The sequence below is a fragment of the Streptomyces sp. TLI_171 genome (assembly GCF_003610255.1).
In the GTDB taxonomy this organism is placed as follows: domain Bacteria; phylum Actinomycetota; class Actinomycetes; order Streptomycetales; family Streptomycetaceae; genus Kitasatospora.
On record NZ_RAPS01000001.1, the window covers coordinates 6,034,547 to 6,055,037 of the forward strand.

A 20,491-nucleotide genomic window follows, 5' to 3' on the forward strand; every position below is an offset into this window, starting at 1 on the left:
GACCGCCGAGCATCGACCCGCGCCCGAGACGCCCGAAGATCAATTACGGGACAGCCCTGAGGGCATAAAGAGCAATTCGATCACATCAAATGCCCTCTGAGGCCTGCCCCGGTGGCTTGACGGTCGGTGTCCTTGCCAACCAAGTCCGTAGCCCTGCCACCAGCCTCGGTCCAAGGTCTGGGGGTTCCGCCAGGGAGGTCCGTACTGTAGCGGGTGGCAGTAGCGACACGGATGGAAATCACGGCGTGTGCGGCTTCGGGGTCGACGTAGAGGGCGTAGGCCGTCACCCCTGCGAGAAGTGCCCTGCGCCGGAGTTCGGCCTGCGTGACGGGATCGGTCCCGGCGAGCAGATCCGGCCCGGACAGCAGCGGACGGATCAGCCTCCACGCATCCGTCACCAGGCCGTCCGCCTCATCCTCACTCACCAGCGACATGAGATGCTCCCGCACCCGCCCGGGATCCCCCTCATCCCACACCGGATGCGCCTTCCCCTTCCCCTTCCCCTTCCCCGAGGCCACTGGGTCCTCGGCACCCTCCTCCGCCCGGAGCCAGGCGTCGAGATACCCACTGAAAACCCCACCGGCCTCCCCACCGTCCCAGGCCCCGCGGGCGCCCATGACAGCCTCCGGCCCCCCACCGACACCCCTTCCCGCCGGACTTAGCTGCGAAGTATCGCTTCCCGACAGCATGGCGAACACGCGCTCGGCGACTGCCGAGCCGGACCTGTCGGCGGGGTTACGAACGGGCGGGGCCGGGTTCACGGCGGAGCCGGCCGAAACGGTTCCCCTTGCCGCGCCCCGCACGCCCACGTCGCCCGCCGCGCCACTCCCGGCCGCGTTGCCGCTCCGGCTGCCGGATGGTCCCGCGCCTTCGCTCTGCGTGACAGGGGTGGTCGTCGGGCCGGTCGTGGACGCCCCGCTCGTGCCCACGTGTCGCTGCTCCGGCTTCTTCGCTCCGCCGAGCATTCGGATCTGCCCGGTGTCCGAATCCGTCACCGCGGCCAAGCCCGCCCAGGCTTGGATTTCCTGCAGCAGCACCCACGGGTCGATGTCGTGAACGTTGAGGGCGTTTTCGGCGTCGTTCCAGGCGTTGGTGAGGCGGTCGACGTCGGTCTCGCCGTTGCTGAGGGCGTTGGTGTAGTCGTCGAAGGCCTGCTGCCAGCGTGCCCAGGCCTGGTGCCGGGCAGATCCCTCCGGAGTGGAGACAGACCCCAGGCGGCGCTCGAGTATGGGCGTGAGACCGGGGTCCTGGTTGCCGGCAAGAGCGGGTGCGCCGCCGCCCGCAGCGGGAGCGTCGGGTCGTCGGGGGGCCTTCGGGTCGGGGATTGGGGGGGTGTCGACGGAGTGCCGGAATTGCCAGAGGTCGGTGTCGGCCGGTGCGGAGGCGGGCCCGGTGGTAGGGGGGTCGGGGTCGATTCCGAGGCCGAGTATGAAGTCGTGCAAGGTGGCGTCGGTGCCCATGGCGGTGTCCATGGCGGCGTCGGTGTCGGGTTCCGGGTGGGTGGGAGGTTGGAGGGCCATCCAGTGGCGCTCGTAGTTATTGACGAGGGTGACGGAGGGTCCGGTGGTTGGGGGGAAGTGGGGGCGGGCGAGGGTTTCGAGTGCGCCGTCGGGGTCGAGTCGTCTCAGGTCGATGCCGAAGACGAGGCGGGCGAGGTAGGGAGTGATGTCTCCGGCGCGGTCGTGCCAGTTCCGGGGGGTGGCGATGGCGTCGGCGATGCCGGCGCGGACGGCGTCGGCGTGGGCTTCGTCGGGAAGGTGGGGGTTGGTCCATGCCATGCCTTCGAGGACGGGGAACTGGCTTTCTTCGAGGGCGTTCCACAGCGGGCGTTGGGGGCCGGTCGGGTGGGCGAGTTCCGCTCTCAGACGGTTGGCGAGGTGGGTGCGCAGGCCGAGGGGGGTGGGGGCGATCCCTCGTGCGGTGAAGGTCTGGGCCGGGGCGGCCGCGAGGAGTGCGTGGTAGAAGCAGTCCCCGTCGCCGGGCGGGTTGTAGAGGGTCTGCCCGGAGCTTGACAGGTATTGGTTCTGCGCCGGGGACAGCCAGGGGTGCGCGGCCCGCCCCACCCCGGTGCCGCCCGCGGGCGGCACCGGGGTGGGGCGGGCCGCTAGGGTGCCCGGGCCCGCAGCGGTGGTGTCGGTCTGCCGGTGCGGGGGCGGGGGGTTCCCGGTCGTGGGCGCGGTCGCGGTCGTGGTGGTGGTTCTGCGGCGTTTGGCAGGCCGTCCCGGCGTTCCGCCGGCGGGTGCCTGGGGTTGGCGGCGGGCGGTGGGGGGTTTCTGGCCTGTCGGGTCCTGTGAAGTTTCCCCGACCGAGCGTGCGATTTCGAGCGCTTTCCTTCCGGGTTTGATGCCCACCATGGCCAGGACCTCCGCCGTGGGCCCGGGGGCTTTCAGGAACTCCCCGACGGTCTCGGCTGGCACTCTGCCGAAGCGCTCGTGGCCGTCAAAGTAGCCACCCAGAGGAAACTCTTGCCCGTAGGCGGTGGTGAATGTCCCGCCCTCGCCAGGGGCCGGCAGCCCGGCGCTGCCCGCGGCAATGTGGTCCAGCAGAGCCAGTAGCGCCTCCAGGGACGGGACCTGCACCACTCCGATCGACGGCATGCCCGCCGCGACCAGCGCCGCCAGCGTCTCCCGCGACACCGCACCCCTGCCCCGGCCGAGGTTGTAGAACCACCGGCCGGTGACAGCGGCGCCGTCGGCGTCGGCCTCCGCCACCGTCTCCACTTGCTTGGGCATGAGGCCGGTGCGGCCGGGGGCCGCCGCCTGCCAGGCCTGCAGGGCCTCCACCGCCCGCACCTGCTCCGTGCGCGTGCGGGGAGGGGGCGCTGGCAGGCCCAGCCTCCCGGCCGCGCCGGCGGCTCCGCCCAGCTCCCGGTACTGGGCGGTGCTGAGCGTGGCATCGCCGGCCCGGACGGCCCACCAGTAGTCCCGCAGATTCTGCGGCTGCCTGTACGCGTCTTCGAAGGCGGGTCCCTCGTCGGGCTCCGTGGCGTCCGGGTTGTCCTCTGCCCAATCGGCCAGGGCCCGCACGAACTCCTCCGATGCGTGTACCCGTACGGGCCCGGTTCGCTGCAGGCCCGCCGCGTGCAGCGCCGCCCACGTCTCCCGCGACACGCACGCCAGGCCCCGGCCGACGTCGTAGAACCATTGACCGGTGACGGCGGAGCCCTCCGCGCCCCTGGGCACCACCACCTCTCGCTCCCCGGGCATGCGGCCGGTGCGGCCGGGGTCCGCCGCCTGCCAGGCCTGCAGGGCCTCCACCGCCCGCACCTGGTCGGCACGCGTGCGAGGGGCTGGCAGGCCCAGCCTCCCGGCCGCGCCGGCGGCTCCGCCCAGCTCCCGGTACTGGGCGGTGCTGAGCGTGGCATCGCCGGCCCGGACGGCCTGCCAGTAGTCCCGCAGATTCTGCGGCTGCCTGTACGCGTCTTCGAAGGCGGGTCCCTCGTCGGGCTCCGTGGCGTCCGGGTTGTCCTCTGCCCAATCGGCCAGGGCCCGCACGAACTCCTCCGATGCTTGCACCCGTCCGGGCCGGGTCGGCTGCAGGCCCGCCGCGTGCAGCGCCGCCCACGTCTCCCGCGTCACCCACGCCATGTTCCGGCCGACGTTGTAGAACCACCGGCCGATGACAGCGCCGCCGTCGGCGTCGGCCTCCGCCACCGTCTCCACTTGCTTGGGCATGCGGCCGGTGCGGCCGGGGGCCGCCGCCTGCCAGGCCTGCAGGGCCTCCACCGCCCGCACCTGCTCCGTGCGCGTGCGGGGAGGGGGCGCTGGCAGGCCCAGCCTCCCGGCCGCGCCGGCAGTCGCAGCAGCGGCCTTCTTCGTCCTCAGGGCCTCTTCCACGACTCTCCCGGTGCGTTCGGGATCGTGGTTGAGGCCGCGGGCGATATTGAGGAACACCATGAACACGGATCGCTGGAGGTCCTCGTTCAAGCCGGAGGGCACCGGCGCGATCTGGTTGACCAACGTATGCGCTTGACCGACCAATCGCCGGGCCTCCGCAACGTTCCCCACCTCGGCCGCCAGGCGGTCGAACAATTGCTGCACCTGGGCCGGCCCGGCTACGAACGTGGAGTCCCCGCCCACCGGCCCGTCACTACCGGCATCCCATACCGGGCCATACACCGCTCGCCCGGACTCACTGCGCCTCCATCCACCGAGATACCCCCTGAGCGCAGCGATGAAATCTCCCGGTCCGCCGCCACCTTCCGCGGCAGCACTGGGCCCAGCAGTCGCAACCCCACCGTCCTGAACCCCGGCTGCGGGGATCGGGTTCGCCGGATGCGGATTGCTCGTTCCCCAGTGGGGCTGGTAGAGGCTCTCCGTCTGGCTGACCGTCAGGGTCTGCCCGACGGCGGTCGGCAGGTCCGCCGCATTGAGGGTCTCCTCGGTGGCAATGGCAGTGCCGGCCGCGTCGGTGACCGGAACGCCCGGAACGGCGGGGGCCGTGGTGGTCGGTGAGGGGGTGAAGAAGCTCCCGCCCGTCTCCCGGGCCGGGTGGGGGTGGGTGTTCGGGCCTGCGGAGGTCTCCTGATCCGCTGCCGCCTGGTTGAGGATCTGGATCATTTCGGCGTCGTGCGACGACCTCGCTGCCGGGGATTCGGCCAAAGTCCGAAGGAGGTCCTCTTGTGTGCGGAGCCAGTCGAGTGTCGCTGCTGAGGCGTCGGCGCCGTTCACTACCCGTGCGAGTGCGGGAACGGCGACGAGCGCCGTCCACAACAGGCTGCCGTCGCCCTTGTCGTAGGCCCGGTCCTCGGCGAGGTCGGGGTGGCGAGCCACGAGCCTGTCCAGCGTGTCGTGGTGCATCGTCAGTTCGGAGGTGTCCGCGAGGGTGGTGGCGGTGCCCTCGAGGATGCTGAACCAGTCGGTCAGGGCGTCGGGGTGGCCGGGGGCCGTCTGCCCGCCGGCGCCACCCACCTCCTGACCGACGACCGGACCACCCGCAACTGCGTAGCCAGTGGTGGTCCGTGCGCCGGTGATCTCCCCCGCGCCGCCGGGGTCCGCACCGCTGGACGATCCCGCACCCTCCCGCGTGCCCGGGCCGGTGGACGACCCCGCCACAGGCTCGACCGGAGCGAGCATGCCGGCAGGATGCGGCTCGCTCCAACCCTTCCGGTAATGCTCGAAGAGGTCTCTCACCTGCCCGGTCGTCAGGACTGCTGCGTGGTCGGACGGGAGATCCGCCAGCACCGCCACGAAGAGCTGAAACCGCAACGGCGGGATGGGTTTGGTCATCTGCCGAACGAAATCATCGCAGATTTCCCGCTCCGTCTCCCGAAACCAGGCGGCAAACGCCGGCACCCGGACCAGTGCCACGCCCAACACGGTCCGGATCTCCAAGGAAGTGTGAAGGCGCGGGAAGGCCTCCAGGGTCGGGGCCAGTTCGCTCCAGCGGGAAACGCCGGGAAGACCGTCTCGGACGAAGCGCCTATCCGCGTTCAGGTCTTCCTTGGTGGGCATGGGCGTGGTGCGGGCGTCTGCCGGGAGCGTGCTGAGAACGATGGCGAATCCCCCGAGCTCCCGGTGTATCCGGGCGCGCGTCAGAGCGGCGGCCTCGTCCTCCGGGAGCTCATTGACCCAACTGACCAGAGAATGTCGGTTGACTTTGCTGAAATAGCGGACGCTCGCCAGGGTGACGTTGCCGGCGGTGGTGAGGAACTCGGCGAACGCCCGGGACCTGCGCGCCGCTCTCCACGGTGGACTATTTTCGATGGCTGCTCTGCTCAACTGGGGGTGGGCCTCGAGAAGGTCGGCGAGGTGCTCGATCCCGTCCACCCCGCGGTGGGCGAGCAGGGCGGCACGGTCACTCCCGCGAATGGCCACGACGGCCGGGTTGCGCGGGGCTCCGCCGTTGACACTGCCGGTGACGCTCTTGCGGGCGGTGTCGGTCGTGGTGTCTTCGGTCCTAGTGGTGGCGTGGAGTGCGAGGAGGTTGTGGGCGGTGTCGGGATCGGCGTGGAGGGCGTAAGCGGTCACCGCGGCCAGCCGGGAGCGCCGCCGCAGCATCTCGCGCGTCGACGGATCGGTCGCGATGACCACACTGGGCCCCTTCTTGGGCAGAACGTTCTGCAGCAGCGACGTCCACGCCTCGCCCACAAGCCCCTCGGCCCGCTCCTGACCCACCAGCGACACAAGATGGGCGTGTATACGCTCGGGATCCTCCTCGTCCCACACCGGATGCCCCCTCCTCTTCCCCACTGCCACATCCCCGGGGCCGTCGGTCGCTGTTGTGGTGCTGGCGGATGCCGTGTCGTCGGTGGTCTCCGCCGGCCGCTCCGTACGCTTCTTCCCAGCCTCCGCCCAGCCCTCCAGGACAGCACCGAACAACCCGCCCACATCACCACCGTCACCGGCCAGTGAGCCGGCAACGAACGGCTCCCGCAGCCCCGCGACGTCCGACCGCGAAGAATCGCCCCCAGACAGCACGGTGAACACCCGCCCGGCAACCGTCGGACCGACCCGACCGTCCGCAGTGCGATCCGACCCCACACCACTCGTGACAGAGCCCGCAACTCCGGCCTCGACCGCGACCGAGCTTCGGCCACCAGACCGATCCGGACCTGGGCTTTGCCCGGCCGTTACATCGATGTCGGGTGAGAACGCGAACTCCTCCTCGTCGCGGGAGTCGAAGTCGTCGTCAGAACCGTCGCCGGAGCCGAGTTCGGGGACGGGGTCCGCATCGATGACGTCTTCGTCGAGGACGTCCTCGCGGCGCACGCGTTGCTGTGCGTCGAACTCCTCCCGCGAGGCGAGCGTCCGGGCTGTCGTCGTCCCGGCGTTCTCCTCCTGGTCCGGTTCGGCGAACAGCATGCCATCGGCCTCCAGCACCGATTCCAGCGCAGGCAGGATGATGCCCGCCGTGGCCGGTGCGTCCTCACCGGTGGTCTCGATCCGCACGGGGGCACCGGCTGCGGGGTCTGTGCCGTTGAGCGCGGCCAGGACACGGTCGGCCGCGGTCGAGGACTGCACGTCACGGGGCCGGGCGCTCCCCTCGCCGCCTCCGCCGGCCCGGGCCGCGGTCCCCGGCACGACGAGGCCGTCGACGACGACACGCCCGGCGTCCGAGCCCGAAGCGACGGCGGGGCCGGTCCGCTTCGCACCGGGAGTGATCATGTGTGTCCCGGAATCTGCCTGGTCCTCGGTCTGCTGCCGGCCCAGACCCAGGAACAAGGGCGCGTCCTCCTCGGGGACCCACACCGAGATCCGTCGGATGGTGTCGTCGGTGAAGGTCTCGCTGCTCTTGCCCCGGTACGCCGCCGGGTTTAGCCATTCGCCCGGGTTGAACCACAGGCTGGGGTTCTCGGGTACGAGCGCCGCCTTCCAACGCACGTCCAGGTGAAGCAGGCGCAGGCTGCGGCCGGTGGTCTTCTTGCCGCCGGAGTGGACCTGCTGGGCGCCGGCCATGCCCAAGGTGCTGTGCCAGGTGAGGTAGTCCAGGCCCAGCATCGGGCCGATGATGTCCTCCTCCGCCTTCCCGGGGAGGTGAAAGTCGGGCATCAGCCACGTGCCGAGGAACCATCCGGACAACGCCTCAGTGCCGATCCTGGCCCGCTGCGAGGTGGCGTCGAACTCGGTCAGGAAGGACTCGTCGACGCTGCGGTTGCCGTCGCGCACCCGGACGACGTCGGTGAGCAGCTCCAGGTCGGCCTTGAGCGTGGAGAACCGCCCGGGGATCTCGATCCCGACCTCCACCCCGCCGGTGAGCAGGCCCTTGATCTGCCCGCCCAGGAACGCCGGGTTGACGGTCGCCGAGACCTGACCGCGCAGGTTGCTGCGCGGGTTGAACCAGCTCGCTCCGGGCGGCGGGTTGGAAACGAAGTTCTGCCACAGCGCCTTGGCGTAGCCAGCGGCGTCCCTGGGGCCGGAAATGCTCTTCGGGTACGCGGCCTCCTCGGGGAGGATCAGCCGGTAGACCTTGTCGCCGAACTCGCGCAGGCCCTGGAAGCGAAGCACCTCCACCCTGCCGAGTACATCCGGCTCGATCGCCTGCAACTTCGACAGGTCCAACCCCTCGCGCAGTTCGGAGAGGCGGGTCTGCGGGGGGAGCAAGGTGCGATCGATATCGGGCAGCTGCGGCGCCCAGTCCGGCCGGATGGTGTGCGGCTGGACGGCTTGCGCCTCTTCGTCGTTCCCGATCTGACCGGCGTCGGCCTGGGTGGGCTCGACGCTGCGGTCCGGGTGGCTGACCTCGTTGAGCATGGCGACGTCGTGCCGGGTCGTCAGCGTGCTGGTCTGCTGGGCATGCACGGTTTGGGTGACGGTGGTCTGGAACGAGCCCAGGGTCGCCGCGTCCACCATCGCCGACGGAGCGGTCTCCACCGTGATCACGGCGGACCAGGACACCTTGCGGGAAAAGTCCGCCGAAGTGAGGCCCTGCCGCTCCAGCGTGGTACCCAGCTTGTGCTCGACGCTCGTGGTGAGGCCGGCCTTGCGCGCCGTCTGGCCGTAACGGGTGAGGTTGACGTTCTGCCAGAAGCTGCGGTAGCCCTCCCCCATCGTGGTCTTGTTGTACCAGAACCGCACCGGGTCCACGCCGTACCGGGCCGCCCGCCTGCTGGACTCGCCAGCCGTGGTCTCGGCGGTGTAACGCTTGCCGATCCGGCTGTACGGGACCCGTCCGAGGAACTTCGGTTCGCTCAGCTCGGCCTTCAACTCGATGGTGAAGGTCCGGTCAACAGGGAAGAGGGTCGGCAGTTTGACGCCGAGGCGCTCGGAAGCCAGCACCGCCCGACCGACCACCGGCACGGTGATTTGGTGGCCGTGCACCAGCAGGTCCATGGCACCCGCAGTGTTCATCGGACCGAGTACCTTGCCGATGCCGTCCGCCACCGCGTCGGCGGTCGCCTTACCGTACTTCTGCTCTACCCAGTCAGTGACCTCCGTCACCACGGCGCCGGCGTCGGGCGGCGAGACGATGCCGGAGTCGCCCAGGTCGCCGATCTGCTCCGCGGGCAGTTCGTAGGGGACCGAGGTGTCGAGGCGCACCTCCAGCCCTTTGGGCATCAGGCCCAGCGCGGTGGCCTGCATGGCGCTCATCAGCACCTCGCCCGTGACCTCAACCTCGGTGCTGGTCTCCTGCCGGCCGTAGCTGATAAGCCGGGTCTCGCACCAGGTCCTAACCTGCACCTGGTAGCGGACCTTGGCCGGGCCGGCCGCGGTGGCGGTGCCCTCCATGGTGAGCCGGGCCAAGCTGCCGCCCGTGGAGCTGAAGGTGCCGAGGGCGTTCTCCCGACGGTAGAAGGCCTGTGGCTGCGGGGTCAGCGTCCAGGGCTGGAACTCCTCCTCGGAATGGTGGGCGGTGTCCTGCCCGAATTTCATCGGGAACCGCGCCCGCAGGCCGGCGTAGAAGCCGGTGCTTGTCTCCCGGCCGACCTCGATGAAGCTGGCCGCACCGCTGTCAAGGTAGGTCCCGAAGCCCTGCGGCAGAGCAACTGTCCGTACCTCGTCCACGACCGCCCGGACCAGCACCTCTGCGTGCACTTGGAGCCCGGTCAGCGACTTGTCGATCACGCTCTGGTGGGCGATCGTGCCCTTCCAGACCAGGGTTTCCCGCTGCTGCAACGTGGGCATCGCCTTGACCGCGGTGGCGACATGCGCCTCGATGTCGGAACGCACGTGCGCCGGAACATGGATGTGCCCCTGCTTCTTGAACTCCCCGAACACGGCGGCGGCCAGGCCACCGGGGCCAGCGTCGACCCAGATGTCGTTGGGGAACTCCAGACGGCCCTCCTCGCGCCGCCAGACCAGTTCCTTGGTACCCAACTCGGCGGCATCGAACGGAACCCAGACCTCACGGCGGGAGGAGGGGTCCACCACCTTCTTGTGGGTGAGGTTCGCCGGCACCAGCACCTTGTAGTCCACCTGCACCGGCGGGAGGTGCCTGACCTCGCTGACGGTCGAGAACGAGTAGTCGGTCTCGGTGCCGGGGAAGGAACCGGGCAGTTCCGACCGCCGTCCCAGGACCCCCATCTCGATGACGATGTGGTCCCCGCTCTCCTGCGACAGGTGAGCTGGCTCGGGTTCCTGAACATGCGACTGCGGCACGGCAGGGGCCGGCGCGGGGTGCTGGTCGGACGAGTGCTCGATACTCGCCGTCAGCACGAGGCTGCCGGAGAACTCCGCCAGCCCGTCCAGGGCGAACCCCTGCATCCCCCAGGTCGCCTGCCCTGACGCCACACCCTTCACCCTGACCTTCCGGCCGTGCAGCATCGGGCGCACCTCGGCGGCCTGGAGCGGGCCGCTCTTCGCCTCGCCGATCGAGTACGTCGCCTGCGGCCCCAGCCAGGCACCCAGGATCGTCGCCGCCGCAAGGGTGGAGTCCTGCTCCTCGGTGCGGTTGACGTCCAGCTCGGAGTCGGGCAGCCAGGCGGACATCTTCGGCTCGGCGGGGATCACCGCTCCGTCCTCGCCGACCTTGCCGTGCTCGGCCCGGATCCGTACGGTCACGTCCTCTTGCTCGGGCCCGAACACGTGCGCCTTGGACAGCACTACCGAGTAGCCGTCGGCAGACATCAGCTCGCTGCGGTGCGCCCGCAGAGTGTCCGGGTGCAGGGCCTGATGCAGCCGGCGCTGGTTCGTGCCGGCGAACTTGTTGTCCAGAACGCGGCCGACGACTCCCTGGTTCCAGTGCTCGTTTCCGTCCGGGGAGGGCAGAAGGCCTGGGAAGCGCTCGTTGAGCTCCTGCTCGACGTTCTCCAGCAGGTCGTCCGCGCCCTCCAGTTCGCTGAACCGGTGCATGTTGCCGAAGTTCAGCCCGATCCCGTCCGCAAGCTTGAGCACCGGAGCCGGCTCCGGCGTGCCCTCGGTCGACGGCGGCTCGGGCAGCTTGGCCCACTCCTTCGCGTCTTTGGAGAGTGATCGCAGCCACATCGGGTCGTCCAGCTGCACCACGATCGGCTCGTCCTGCGGCCGGTCGGTGCGGGTGATCACCGCCTCGACGGCGAAGCTGCTCACGGTGGTCGACTCGCCGACGTAGCGGACACCGGTGAACTCGGTGGTCGCCATGCCGGCCCCGGTGTGCGCCATTTCGGCGTCGAGCGTGGGCCAGAACCACAGCCACGGGGTCAGCGAATCCTTCGACATCACCGCGAAGTTGAGCGCGAACAGCATCAGCCCAGGTGGGATGTCGATGGAGTCCTCGTGGGCCAGCGCCCACTCCGCGATCCGGGTTACCCGATCGTCGATATCCATCCAGGTAGAGGTGTCGCGGGTAACCTTCACCTCGGGTCTGGTCAGCCGCAGCTTCACGTTGAGCGCCGCGGGAGTCCGGCCCTCGTGGTCGCCGAAGCTGATGGTGTACCCCTGTTTGCGGACCGCGGGATGCACCAGGTTCTTCAGGCCGACCGGACTGGTCTGCGCATCCAGCCGCCGGCGCTGCGCCGTTCCGGGCGGTGCCAGCTCCCCGGCCGCCTGCTCGATGACCTCGCGCAACTGCGCGCCTCCGGGGAAGGACTCCACGAGCGAGTTTGCGGGGATCGGCACCGGCAGGTGCCGGCCGGTCAGCTCGTCCGTCTCAGCGTACTTGGCGACGACCGAGACGCCGCCGGTCCCGCTCGGCACGTGCTCGGATCCCTGGACGGCCTTCGCCGCGCCGTCCACCGGGCGCACCGTCTCGCGCGAGGACCAGATCTCCAGCGCCTGCTTCACCCGCGGCCGCTCCCCGTTCTGACCGTTGCGCCAGGTGTGGGGGACTGTCTCCCTGCCCAACAGGGAGGTGTACAGGCTGGTCCGCTGCGGCTCGTGTACCTCAACGTGCACCGTCGCGTCGTATGAGAACAGCAGAGACTGGTAGGAGGAGTTCTTGACCGTCCTCTCCTGCACCGTCTGCACGCTGATGTTGGCGTTCTCCTGGTGCTCACCTGTCACGATGGTGAACACACCCTTGAACGCCTCGGTGTAGTTCAATTGGAACGGGTGCGTGCCCTCGAAGGTCTCCAGCGCGTACCCGACGTTGAGGTTGGCGTCGGCGAAGTAGCCGTGACCTCGGTCCCGGCCGCGCAGTGCCCGCTGATGGTCGGTGGTCTTCAGTCGTAGCTCCACCGGGTCGGAGCGCTGCTTCCACGCCGCTGGCTTCAGCCGTACTGCCACCTGGTGCCCGGCCACCTCGAAGGTGTACCGGTCGCCGACCAACTGCTCGGCATGGCTGAGGAGTTTTTCTCGGGTCGTGCGCTGCTCGATCAGCCGGAGGTTTGCCTCGCTACGCAGCACAGGTGGGAGCGTGGTGCGGATCTCTTCGCGGATCGTGGCGATGGCCCGATCGGAGACCGCCTCCGGCACGTCGTGGCCCAGCACCGGGTTCTGCCCGGTCAGGTACTCCGGCGGCTGGAACCTGTGCTCCGGCTGCCAGCCCTCCTCGTGGGCCGCCGCCTCCCAGGGGTGCTCAGGGTGGTCCTCGAGCTGCCGATCGACCGCGTCCAGCGCCGCCTCCAGCTCGGCGCGCGCCTTCTTGACGCGCTGGGCAGCGGCCACGCACTGCGCCCGATCCGGGGTGCCCAGCCCGTCGACGGCTGCGGCATCAAGCGGGTCGAGGCCCGTCAGATACCCCGTCTCGTGCGCGACGGCGAGCTGAGCGGACGCCAGCCCGTAGGCGTTGGCCAGTGCCACCACCCGTTGGTTCAGCACCGCGCGGGCCTTCCCCCGGGACCGCACGGCCAGGTTGCTGGGATCGGCCTCACCGGTGTCGGCCGGCGGCCTGCTCGGCAGGTGCGTCACCTTCGGCACGGTGGTGATGACCCGCGCCACCAAGATCTCGTACCACTCCGGGCGGCTCAGCAGGGCCTTCGGCAGCGCGAGCCGGCCGGGCAACGGCCGGCCGGTACGCGCTGCGCGCCAAGCCTCCACGGCGCGGAACACTTCGCCCAGCCCGTTCTCGATCCGTGCCAGGTCATCGGGTGTAGTGGCCTCGTCCAGAACGGCCTCCTGAGTGTCCAGCACCTGCTCGAGGTGCTGCCTCGCTTGCACCTGGTCGGTCGGCACCAGCTCCCGCACGGTCCGTCGCAGTGGCTTCACCGCCCGCCGGAGCGCCGACGCCTGCTGGTCGAAGCCGGCCGCCGTCTCCACGTCCTGCACGGTCTGCTTAGGGTTGGGGTCCACCGCAGAATGTGCAGGGAGGCTGGTGGTGTGCTGAGCGGTGCGGGTAATGACGTGGGCGCGGGTGGCCTCTGGGGCGACATGAAGGGCGTAGGCCGTCACACCTACGAGCAATTCCCTGCGCCGGAGCACGGCCTGCGTGACAGGATCGGTACCGGCCAGCAGACGCGGCCCCAACAGCAGAGGCCCGATCAGCATCCACGCATCCGCCACCAGGCCGTCCGCCTCCTCCTCACCCACCAGCGCCACGAGATGCCCCCGCACTCGCTCGGGATCCCCCTCGTCCCACACCGGATGCGCCGTCCCCTTCCCCTTGCCCGGGGACGCAGAGCCCCCCACGCCACGCCCCACCCCCAGCCACGCATCCAGATATCCACCGAAGACCCCACTGGGCCCAGCCCCATGGGTGGGAACGACGCCCTTCAGCCGCATACCGACTCCACTCCCCGTCGGGCTCTCCGGCGAAGAACCGCTTCCCGACAGCGCGGCGGGCGCACGCTCGGCCACTGCCGAGCCCGCATCAGCAGTGTCGCGAACGGGCGGGGCCGGGTTCACGGCGGGGCTAGCCGAGACAGCGCCCACTGTCCTGTCCCGTACATCCGCCTCGCTCGTGTCGCCCGCCGGGCCATTCCCGGCCAACGTGGACCAGCTCGGGCTGCTGGACGGGCCGGCTGCATCAGCAGTGTCGCGAACGGGCGGGGCCGGGTTCACGGCGGGGCTAGCCGAGACAGCGCCCACTGTCCTGTCCCGTACATCCGCCTCGCTCGTGTCGCCCGCCGGGCCATTCCCGGCCAACGCAGACCAGCTCTGGCTGCTGGACGGGCCGGCTACTTCGCTCTGCGTGGCAGAGATGGCCGCCGCATCGGTTGTGGACGCCCCGCCCGGGCCGCCCGCGTGTCGCTTGCGCGGCTTCTTCACCCCGCCGAGAAGTCCGACCCACCCGGTGTCCGAACCCGTCAAAGCGGCCAGGTCCGCCCGGGTCTTCCCCGGGTCGCGGTGAAGGTCGTGGGCGGTGTGCAGCGCCTGCAACCGACGCGCGCTCAACTCTTCCTGGTCCCCGATCACCAGACGCCGCGACGGCTTCGACGACAAGTACGGCGCGACCCGGTACGCCTCGGCGTACAGAGCCCCGGCCCGCACGTCACCGGCCGCGTCCTTCAACCCCGCCCACAGAGTCCGCGCATCGGCGGACTCCGCGGCGAAGTCCTCCTCCAACGCCGCCACATCCACTTCCGACGAGAACCCGAACCCCTCATCCTCATCGTCCGTGTCGAAACCGTCATCCGAACCGTCGTCGGAGTCGAGTTCCGGGACAACGTCCTCGTCGGGCACGTCCTCCTCGAGCCCCGCCCGCTCCCCGGCGTCGCGATCCCCCTGCCACACGGCCGTCCAGGCCGCCGCCCGGGCCAACTCCTCCCGGTCCGGCACCTCGTGCGATGCCGATTCCAGCACCTCGTCCGGCACCGAATCCAGCACCGCTTCCGAGGCGGACTCCAGGGCCGGTGCCGATTCCACTGCCGGTGAAGGTTCCGGCGCCGGCACGGTGGCGGTGGTCGGGCCGGGAGTGTCCTCGCCGGTGGTCGCGACCGGCACCGGGGCACCAGCCGTGGCTGGCCTACCCGTGAGCGCGGCGATCACCCCGCGGGCCGCGCTCACGGACTGCACCCCACCCGGCCCCGCCGTCTCCCGCCCGCCGCCCACCGCCCGCAACGCGCTCGCAGGAGACGCCAGGCGCTCGACATCGGCTTCGGCGTCGGTGCCCGAGGCAACCGGGCGCGGCCCGGGAGCTGCCGCGGCCCGAGCGACCGCATCGCCGACCGGCCGCGTGGCGGTGGTGGCGCCGTCGGCCGCAACACCCTCGGCCGACTGCACCCCGGGAGCGGCCGCCGCCGGCGCGGCACCCCGTGCCTGCGGCCCGTTCTGCCCGGCCACCTCCTGCCCAACCAGGTCCGGCCCGGGGCCGACCACGACCGCTCCCCGCGGAGCACTCCGGTCCCCGACAACGGGAACAGCGCTCCCGACAGGGGCGGTGCCGGCGGGGCCGACCACGGAAGCGGTACCGCTCACCGCCGAATCCGTCCCAGCGGCAGCAAGGCCGGTGAAGGCGGTGCCGGCGGTGGTCACGGGAGCAGTGCCGCTCGCCGTCGGATCCGTCCCAGCGGTTGCGGGGGCGGTGCCGGCGGTGCCGGCGGTGGTCACGGGAGCAGTGCGGCTCGCCGCCGGGCTCCCGGCAGTGGTGAGGGGTTGGGGTGTCGTGTCCGTGGCGTGGGTCGCGTCTTCGCCGGCTCGGCCGAGCGCACCCGTGGGAGCGGCGTGCTGGAGCACGGGAGCGGACGGGGCGGCGCCGCCCGACACCGGGCCCGCCGCGGCCGCGGCCGCCGCCCGCGACGACGCCGTCGCCGACCCGGCGGCGTCGACCGGCACACCCGCACCGCCCACGTACTCCACGCCGGCGACCGCGGCAGGCACAACGGCGGCGGCGCGAGTACCAGCAGCCGCCGGGGCGCGCGTGTCACCGGAAGCATCCGCGGCCGCGGTCGTGGTCGTGGGTCGTGGCAGCGCGGCAGACGCGGGCAGCGAACTCGCGGACTGCCGGGCGACAGGCTGCGGCCCCTGCCCGGAAGCGTGCCCGTCACGGAAAGCCGCACGCGTGTCACCGGAGTCCGCAGCCGAAGCACCCGCGGCCGAAGCACCCGCGGCCGAGGTCGAGGGCTGGGAAGCCGCACGCGTGTCACCGGAGTCCGCAGCCGAAGCACCCGCGGCCGAAGCACCCGCGGCCGAGGTCGTGGGCCGGGCAAGCCCCACCGCCGCTGCAACCGCGGTGTCGCGTTCCTGCACCGTGCGCGTCTCATGCCGCTCGCCGTGGGCCGCCGACATGTCGCCATCGGCCGCACTGTCCGCCGCACCGAACGCGGTGACGAGCCCCGGCAGCGAGGCCGGGCCCGTCGCGAGCGCCGCACCCGCAGCGGGAAGCCCGTTCAGGTGGGCCTCAAGACCCTCGAGGCCGTGCCCCTTGTCGAGGCCCAGGACGCCCTTCGCCCACTGCGCGCCCTCGAAGACGAAATGCTCAAAGACACTGCTCACCCCCGAACCCGCGAAACCCACCGGACTGAACCCCCCGCCGACCACCGCCGCAACCGCCGCGCTCTCCAACAAGGCCTCGGTGACCGCGTTCGACCCCACACTCCACGGATGGCTGCGCCCCAACCCGGTCTTCGCCCCCACCGCCTTCGCGAAAGCCGACCCCGACACCACCGAAAGCGCCGGCTTGTGCAAACCCCCGATGAACGCACCCATCGCACCCGACCTGGCGATACCCCTCCAGTCGTACCCGCGCCGACGAAACCCGCTCGGCGCCCCGTCGATCATGAACGTCTGCGCCGCGAAACTCGTCAACGACTCCGACAACGCCTCCAACGCCGCCGCCGCACCCAACCGCCCCACCCGCGTCAACCGCACCAGCCGCACCAGCAACCGCACCCGCGCCCGCGCCATCAACAACGCCCGCTGCACACCCGCCCACGCCGGGAAGAACGGCTCCAACATCTCCAGAACCACAAGCTCCACGAAAAGCTGCACCAGCTCCGCGACCAACTCGACCTTGCCCTCGAAGATCTGCGACGCCGTACCACGCTGAACCCCCGACACCGACGACACCTGCCCCCGCACCCCGCGCAGCAGACCCCCGCCACCATCCGTGAACTGCCCCATCGCCCGCACGAACTGCTCACGCGTCTCCGAAGGCAAATGCCGCGCCGCATTACGCACCGCATCATCGACATCCGCCTCGAAATCCCGGATCAACGCCCCGACCCGCGCCAGACCCTCCGACGACTCCAACGCCAACGACGCACTCGCCTGCGGAAAAAACGACCCCGTCAACACAAACATCAAAACATCCAACACCGAGCCACGCCCCACCACCGGCTCAGCCACCACCACACACCACCCCCACACCCACCCCAGCCGAAAACACCCCCACCAACCCACCAACACAACCCTGCACACCAAAACAGCAACACAGGACCGAAAAGACAACCCCCCACCACAACACCTCACCCACAGCCACCAAAACCTGCCCGAACGAACACAAAGGTGAGCTGCACTGATCTTCGTGGAGTCCTTGAAGCCTGGGTTGCTATTCAGGCGTAAGGAGAACCACAGCAGTGCCAGCACCCCGTAACGACCTCGTGCATGGTTAGTACTCTGAGCTTGCTCCGCTTTGACGGACACCCTCGGTGTGGTGGTCAGGCCGCCAGGACGTTCTTGTAGCTGGCGGGACTGCGGTAGCCGAGGCTGCTGTGCAGCCTGCGAATGTTGTACCAGCCCTCGATCCACTCGAAGATCGCGGAGCGGACAGCCGCCCGGCTTGGCCACCGTCGGTCGCCGATCAGCTCTCGCTTCAAGGAGGCGAAGAACGAATCGGCGAGCGCGTTGTCCCAGCACTGCCCAGTCCGGCCGACCGACAGGAGGACGCCGAAGTCGCCTGCCAGCGAAGCGAATTCACGACTGGTGTACTGGCATCCGCGATCCGTGTGGAAGATCACCGGGCCCGACGGGCGGCGGGTCCGGCAGGCTGACCGCAGGGCATCAGCGACCAGTTCGGTCCTCAGATGGTCGGCGGTGGCCCAGCCGACGACGCGGCGGGAGGCGATGTCGATGACGGTGGCCAAGTAGAGCCAGCCCTCCTCGGTCGGGATGTAGGTGATGTCGCCGCACCAGCGCGCATCAAGGGCGGTCGGGTCGGGCTGGAAGTCGCGCAGGACCAGGTCCGGCCGGGTGGCCGCCCGCGGGTCCGGGATCGTGGTGCGTTGGCGCCGGCGACGGTTCCGACCCTCAAGGCCAGCCTGGCGCATCAGCCGGGCGACCCGGCGACGGCCGCACCGGTCACCGCCCTGCTGGAGGGCGGCGTGGACGCGCGGGGCTCCGTAGCTTCCCCTGGAGTCCGCGTGGATCTCGGTGATCTTCGAGGTCAGCTCGGTGTCGCGGACGGCGCGGGGACCGGGCTCGCCGTTGCGGCGGGCGTAGAAGGCGGCACGGGAGACCTGGAGGAGCTCACACGCTCGTTTGACGTTGTGACCTGCCTGCTTCTCCGCCTCGATGAACGGGTGCACCGTCACCGGGTCTCCTTCGCGAAGAAAGCCGTGGCCCGCTTGAGGATGTCCACGTCCTCCCGCAGGCGGCGGTTCTCCCGCCGCAATCGGGCCAGTTCCTCGCGCTCGTCGCTGGTCAGGCCGTCCCGCTCGCCGGCGTTGACCTCGGCCTGACGGATCCAGTCGCGCACCGCGGTCTCGGTCAGGTCGAAGTCCTTCGCGACCTGACCCACCGACCGGTGACCGCGCTGGCACAGGTCGACGATCTCGGCCTTGAACTCCGGCGCGAACGAACGCCTGGGCCTCGGCTTCTTCTTCCCCATGCTCTCCATGATGGACATCATCCTTCCGGGGCCGAAGCCCCTGATCAGGAGTGTCCGTCAAAGCGGATCAAGCCCAGTGGCTGGCACGCTAACGCTCATGACCACGCCCCAGAACGCGAGGCGTCGACTCGCCGCGCTCCCGCGCTACACAGCCCTGAACGGGGAGGACTTCACCGGCCAGAGCCTCGCTTCCGCTCGCCCTCCACAGTTGCGCTTCACCCGATGCTCGTTCGTGGGAGTCGACCTGCGCGGAGCCTCACTCCGTGGGGCGCGCCTGCTCGGCTGCGATCTCAGCGATGCCGATCTTCGCGATGCCGATCTCACCGACGCCAAGTTCGGCCGAGTGAACACTGGCAGACCGCCGCACGGCCTCACCAACCTCACCGGAGCCCGCCTCAAGGGAGCGATCCTGCAAAACGCCCAACGCGATGGTGTCATCGGCTGGCCTGCTGAGTCCGACGACATCGCGTAGAGCCAGACCTCAGCCCCCACGCCTCGATCGTGTCGCCGCACGACCGACAAGATCACGATCTACGGCTGGAGTACTAATACTCCAGTGAGAGTTCTGCGTTTTCCCTGTTCAGCGGCCCGGTGGCGGCGAGTTTAGTCGGGCTGCGCCGGGGGTGGTGGGGTGTTCGCGGGGATGTCGCGCGAACGAGTGTCCGCGGCGCATGTAGTGGCAGCGCCGCGGACAGTTCCTCGGTGTGAGCGACGATCTGACGGATGTGTGGGACCGGGAACTGACCGAACTCTTCCTGCGGATCGGGGCCCGCTTCACGCGGGTGGAGCCGAGGAAGCGGATGCGGGACTACGTGCGCGGGCTGTTGGGCCCGGTAGGGCGAAAGAACAGCTGGCAGTTGGCCGAGTTCGCCGGGCACCCGGCCCCACATCGGCTGCAGCACCTGCTTGCCCGCGCCTGCTGGAGCGCGGACGAGGTCCGCGACGACCTGCAGGCCTACATCGGCGAGCAACTCGGCGCCACTGACGGTGTCCTGATCATCGACGACACGGGCTTCGTGAAGAAGGGCACGGTCTCGGCGGGCGTGCAGCGCCAGTACTCGGGCACCGCCGGCCGCACGGAGAACTGCCAGATCGGTGTCTTCGCCGCCTACGCCTCGACCAAGGGTCATGTCCTGGTCGACCGCGAGCTCTACCTGCGCAGGTCCTGGAGCGACGACCGGCAACGCTGCCAGGCCGCCCGCGTCCCCGACGAGCGCGGCTTCGCCACCAAGTTGGAGCTCGCACGGTCGATGATCAAACGAGCTCTGGCCTCGCCGCTGCCGATCGCGTGGGTCACCGCTGACTCGGCCTACGGCCAGGACTCGCACTTCCGCAGGTTCCTCGAAGACACCGGGCTCTTCTACGTGGTGGCCGTTCCCAAGTCCCAGCAGGTCCACGGCCCGCGGATCGACTTCCTCATCGCCCAGGCCCCGCCCGAGGCTTGGCAGCGACTGTCCGCCGGCTCCGGGGCCAAGGGCGAGCGCCTCTACGACTGGGCCGCAGCACGCCTGCCCGCTGTCTGGGAATTCGACGGCGACCAGCCCACCCGCCAACGCTGGATGCTCGCCCGCCGCAGCTTGACCAAGCCCGACGACGTCGCCTACTACCTGGCCTGCGCGCCCCTGGACGCCACCGTCGCCGACCTGGTCCGCGTCGCCGGATGCCGCTGGAAGATCGAGGAGTGCTTCCAGAGCGCGAAGAACGAGTGCGGCCTGGACCAGTACGAGGTCCGCCGCTACGTGGGCTGGTACCGGCACATCACCCTCGCGATGCTCGCCCACGCGTTTCTGGCCGTCATGGCCGCCCAGGAGCGCGAAAAGGGGGCGGCAGTGACGACACGCCCGACCTCGTGGACCTCACACCAGCCGGGATTCGCCGTCTGCTGGCAGCTCGACCCTGCCACCGCCCTGCCGACCGCGACCACACCCTGACCTGGTCCAGATGGCGCCGCCGTCACCAAGCACACGCGCGGCGCTGCCACTACAGACGCCGG

The 20,491-nt window shown here is 70.2% G+C and carries 5 protein-coding genes; 2 read left to right on the forward strand and 3 right to left on the reverse strand.

Annotation, left to right across the window (positions count from 1 at the left end):
- Positions 1–80: 80 nt before the first annotated feature.
- The 3 genes from BX266_RS27245 to BX266_RS27255 all read right to left on the reverse strand — a co-directional run bounded on the left by BX266_RS27245 (position 81) and on the right by BX266_RS27255 (position 18,507).
- The gene (locus tag BX266_RS27245; protein WP_143687002.1) at positions 81–17,018 is read right to left on the reverse strand and encodes a hypothetical protein; all 16,938 of its coding nucleotides are present in this window, start codon (positions 17,016–17,018) and stop codon (positions 81–83) included.
- A gap of 311 nt (positions 17,019–17,329) precedes the next feature.
- Entirely contained in the window at positions 17,330–18,202 is an 873-nt protein-coding gene (locus tag BX266_RS27250) for an IS3 family transposase (RefSeq protein ID WP_180290631.1), read from the reverse strand.
- Positions 18,199–18,507 carry a transposase gene (locus BX266_RS27255; protein ID WP_143687003.1) on the reverse strand — a complete coding sequence of 103 codons (309 nt, stop codon included), beginning with the start codon at positions 18,505–18,507 and terminating at the stop codon, positions 18,199–18,201. Before BX266_RS27255 ends, BX266_RS27250 begins: the two co-directional genes overlap by 4 nt.
- An 88-nt stretch (positions 18,508–18,595) precedes the next feature.
- Here BX266_RS27255 and BX266_RS27260 point away from each other — a divergent pair, with 88 nt between their 5' ends.
- Together BX266_RS27260 and BX266_RS27265 are read left to right on the forward strand one after the other, a co-directional pair.
- Positions 18,596–18,970: a pentapeptide repeat-containing protein gene (locus BX266_RS27260; protein WP_099908368.1), complete on the forward strand. Its 375-nt coding sequence runs from the start codon at positions 18,596–18,598 to the stop codon at positions 18,968–18,970.
- A gap of 244 nt (positions 18,971–19,214) precedes the next feature.
- Positions 19,215–20,429: an IS701 family transposase gene (locus BX266_RS27265; RefSeq protein WP_259465158.1), complete on the forward strand. Its 1,215-nt coding sequence runs from the start codon at positions 19,215–19,217 to the stop codon at positions 20,427–20,429.
- The last annotated feature ends 62 nt before the right edge of the window (positions 20,430–20,491 follow it).

Excerpts from the sequence above, each read along its gene's own strand:
- BX266_RS27255 (WP_143687003.1), bottom strand. The coding sequence starts at position 18,507 with ATGGAGAGCATGGGGAAGAAGAAGCCGAGGCCCAGGCGTTCGTTCGCG.
- BX266_RS27260 (WP_099908368.1), top strand. The coding sequence starts at position 18,596 with ATGACCACGCCCCAGAACGCGAGGCGTCGACTCGCCGCGCTCCCGCGC.